Here is a 3,059-nt window from a genome sequence, read left to right as displayed (position 1 = left end):
GGGAACCGGTCGGCCCCGTCGAAGGTCAGGCGCAGGCGCGGGTGCGTCTCGCCGGCGACGTACAGGTCGACCAGGCTTGCGGCCCTGGACGCCGAGGTCATCGGGTCGCGCCGCATCCGTTCGCGCGACGCGGCCAGCGCCATGCTCAGGTCCAGCACCGGCGAGAAGGCGACAAGCGCGGCCGGGGGCGTCCGGCCCTCGCGGATCAGCTCGAGGGCGAGGTCGACCGCGAGGTGGCCGCCGGCCGAGTCGCCGGCCAGCACGATCCGGTCGGCCGGGTGGCCCTCGCCGAGGAGCCAGTCGTACGCCGCCCGGACGTCGTCCGCGGCGCTGGGGAAGCGGTGGGAGGGCGCGAGCCGGTAGTCGCAGGCGAACACCGGGAGCCCGGTCCTCGCCGACAGCCGCGTGGTGATGCCGCGGTGGGTGCGGGCCGAGCAGATCGCGTAGCCGCTGCCGTGGATGTAGAGGATGACGGCGTCGTCGCGGTCGGCCCCGGGTGCCCGCACCCACTCGCCGCGCGGACTGGGGCCGGTGGCCACCGGCTTGGCGACCCGGCTGATCCTGCTCCCGCGGATCGGTGGCCCGACGGCGGCCATGAAGGTCGCGACGAGGCCGCGGGTGAACCGGATGCCGGAGGTGTTCAGCGGGATCGCGAGGGTCAGTGGCCGCAGGGTGACAGCCGTCAGGTCGGCCGTCACCCTGCTGCGAAGCGAGCCGCGTCGTCGAGGCTCAATCTGAAGGCGCATGCCCTCAGATTGCAATCTGAGGGCACCTGCCGTCAAGATGTTCGTGTGCAAAGTTCACCTGCCCCGCGCCGGAGCTACGGCGGCAAGTCGGCCGACCAGCGCCGCGCCGAGCGACGCGAGGCCGTGCTCGGCGCTGCGCTCGAGATCTGGCAGGAGAGCGGCTGGGCGGCCGTGACGATGCGCGGCGTCTGCGCGCGGGCCGGGCTGACCGACCGGTACTTCTACGAGAGCTTCACCGACCGCGACGCGCTCCTGGCCGCGATCTGGGACCAGATGCGCGACGAGACCCTGACGATGCTGCTGGGCGCGATCACGCCGTACGCCGACGACGACCCGGTCGAGCAGCTGCATGCCGCGCTGGTGGCCATCGTCCACCACGTCGGCGACGAGCCTCGTCGTGCGCAGATCATCTTCGGCGACCACTCGGGCAGCGCCGTCCTCGAGCAGCGCCGACGCGACACGATCCAGATGGCCGTCGACCTGGTCATCGACCTTGCACGGCCCTACCTGCGCGCCGATGTGGACGAGGTCGCGTTCCGGGTGACCGTCCTGATGGGAATCGGCGGGTTCGTGGAGACGATCCTGGCCTGGCGGTCCGGCCTGATCACCGTGGACACCGATGCCCTCGTCGAGCACCTCGCGGGCGTGAGCGTCGACCTCGCTCCGCGATTCCTGCGTCCCTGGCGCTGAGGTCCGCCGTTCGGCAACCAAATCACCGGATCCGGCATCAGACCAGACACAATCCCCAGTGATGAAGGACCTGCCATGAACCGCCTCACCATCGTCTCCCTCACGGCTGCCGCCGTCCTCGGATCGGCGGGCGGCGTCACCCTCGCCGTGGCCAGCGGGGGCGACGACGACAGCACCGGGCGCGACACCTCGTCGCGGTCGACGGCGAAGGAGACGGGCACCAGGGCCACGGACGGCCAGGAGGACGGCTCGGAGGACGGCGGTCTCTTCTACTACGCGGACGGCGCGATCCACGACGGCGACCAGGACGTCGCCGTACCCACCGGCGTCGGAACCGGCGAGGTCGTCGCGCTCCAGCGGGTCAAGGGCGGGTGGCTCTTCATCGAGGGTGCCGAGGACGGCAGCGGCGACCCGCTGCGGATCGGCACGTTCGTCGGCGCCGACGGCAGGAGCTGGCGCATCGGTGAGTGGCGCGGCCCGTGGGACGTCTCGGCCGAGCGGGACCGGGTGGTCTACGGCAACGGCGTGACCTGGAAGTCCGCCGAGTTCGCGACCCGGAGGGCGACGCCGCTCGACGTCATCGACGGCCCCGGCGAGGAGCTCGACTTCATGACCACCTCGCTCAGCATCCCCGGTATCGCCCTCACCGCGAAGGGCGTGCTGACCGGGTGGGAGGTCGGCAAGGAGCACCTGGTCGTGGAGACCGACACCGACCGCTGGTCGCACGAGCTGCTCGTCCTGCCGCGCGACATCGACGTCCCGCAGACGTCCGGCGACGGGAAGTACGCCGTCGGCAGCACCCCCAACCCCGACTACGCACCCGAGAACCCGGTGGGTGGCTGCGTGACCGGCGGCCGGTTGGACGCGGTCGAGCAGTGGTGGGACCAGTGCGAGCGCCGCGCGGCCTCGGCGGCGCCGTACTCCAGCGACGGGGAGCAGCTCCTCCTCGGCGTCGCCACCGGCGACGGGCCCTCGCCGTCGAAGCTGGAGGTCGTCGACTCGACGACCGGCAACCTGCGGCACGAGTTCGACCCGGGCGGCTACCTGATGGGCGCCGAGTGGGCCGACGATGCGGACACCGTGGTGGCCCTCACCGGCCAGGACAGCACGTCGGCCCTGTCCATCCAGCGCTGCGTCATCACGACCGCGAAGTGCACGAACGTGCTGAAGGTCGAGGGCACCGTGGTGCTCGGCTCGTCGACCTGAGCGCTCAGTCCTTCGGGCACGCAGCCTTGATGAGCAGGTCGCCGACCGGGCGGGTGGCGGTCCCGCCCGGACCGACCGCCCGCACGCTCACACCGTGGGTGCCGATGGCGCCGGGGTCGTAGCCCGACGGAAGGGTGGCCGTCCACGAGCTTCCACTCGCGGTCATCGCGAAGGTGCGTGAGACGCCGGCGATCAGCACGGTCACCTTGGTGGCGTTGCGGACCCGCGCCTGCACCTGCACCGTGTACGTCGGGCAGTAGTTGCCCTGGTAGACGGTCGGTGGGTTGCCCGCGATGGAGGCGGCGTCGATGACCGGCGCCGGCTGGGGCTCCGGCTCCGGGGTCGGCTTCTCGGTCGGCTTCCTCGTCGGCCTGGGTTCGGGCTTCGGTTCGACCGTCGGGGTCGCGCTCTCCGACG

3 protein-coding genes and 1 pseudogene are annotated in these 3,059 nt (G+C 72.0%); 2 read left to right on the top strand and 2 right to left on the bottom strand.

What is annotated here, in order from left to right; all coding sequences use genetic code 11:
* Nucleotides 1-746, bottom strand: a 746-nt coding sequence (locus tag ACOADB_RS17720) for an alpha/beta hydrolase (RefSeq protein WP_378601320.1), incomplete at its 3' end; no start/stop codon positions are given.
* Between the two features lie 45 nt (nucleotides 747-791).
* Here ACOADB_RS17720 and ACOADB_RS17715 point away from each other — a divergent pair.
* Nucleotides 792-1,436: a TetR/AcrR family transcriptional regulator gene (locus tag ACOADB_RS17715; RefSeq protein WP_378601318.1), complete on the top strand. Its 645-nt coding sequence runs from the start codon at nucleotides 792-794 to the stop codon at nucleotides 1,434-1,436.
* A 75-nt stretch (nucleotides 1,437-1,511) separates the two neighbouring features.
* Nucleotides 1,512-2,642, top strand: coding sequence for a hypothetical protein (locus ACOADB_RS17710; protein WP_378601316.1), 1,131 nt, complete (start codon nucleotides 1,512-1,514; stop codon nucleotides 2,640-2,642).
* Between the two features lie 4 nt (nucleotides 2,643-2,646).
* Here ACOADB_RS17710 and ACOADB_RS17705 read toward each other — a convergent pair.
* Nucleotides 2,647-3,059 (bottom strand): annotated as a pseudogene (locus ACOADB_RS17705) (hypothetical protein); the annotation flags it as partial.

Origin of the sequence: Nocardioides sp. CPCC 206348 (assembly GCF_048654705.1) — a bacterium.
Classification (GTDB): domain Bacteria; phylum Actinomycetota; class Actinomycetes; order Propionibacteriales; family Nocardioidaceae; genus Nocardioides.
The sequence above is the reverse complement of the archived record's forward strand: the minus strand, read 5'-3'. Positions and strand labels throughout refer to the sequence as shown.

What these genes read in the sequence shown, in the direction of transcription:
- ACOADB_RS17710 (WP_378601316.1), top strand. Translation starts at nt 1,512, where the DNA reads ATGAACCGCCTCACCATCGTCTCCCTCACGGCTGCCGCCGTCCTCGGA.